Origin of the sequence: Vibrio jasicida CAIM 1864 = LMG 25398 (genome assembly GCF_000400365.1) — a bacterium.
GTDB lineage: Bacteria > Pseudomonadota > Gammaproteobacteria > Enterobacterales > Vibrionaceae > Vibrio > Vibrio jasicida.
The window spans coordinates 1-352 of the sequence record NZ_BAOG01000060.1; the positions used below are offsets into that span (position 1 = coordinate 1).

The following is a 352-nucleotide window of genomic DNA, read 5'->3' on the forward strand; positions in this document are numbered from 1 at the left end:
AAACAGGCATTTTTAGCTACTCTATAAGCAACCACCTCTTGAGTAAACAAGTCGACAACCGGAGACAAGTACACTTTCTGCTCTTTGACTTTGAACTCCGTAACGTCAGTTACCCACTTTTCATCTGGCTGGGACGCACTAAAATCTCTTTCAAGTATGTTGGGAGCCGTTCTTCCAAACTCACCTCGATATGAACGGTACTTTTTAATCCTGACCGTTGATTTAAGGTTTAGCTGAGCCATAAGCCTTTGAACCGTCTTGTGATTCAACATGAAGCCTCGCTTTTTTAGTTCCAAGTGAATACGGCGGTAGCCGTATCGCCCCTTATGCTCATGATAAATTGACTTTATCA

Annotated in this window: 1 protein-coding gene; it reads right to left on the bottom strand. The window is 42.6% G+C overall.

Annotation, left to right across the window (positions count from 1 at the left end):
• A partial coding sequence (locus VJL_RS17155; protein ID WP_152436661.1) for an IS3 family transposase occupies positions 1–352 on the bottom strand: 352 nt, incomplete at both ends.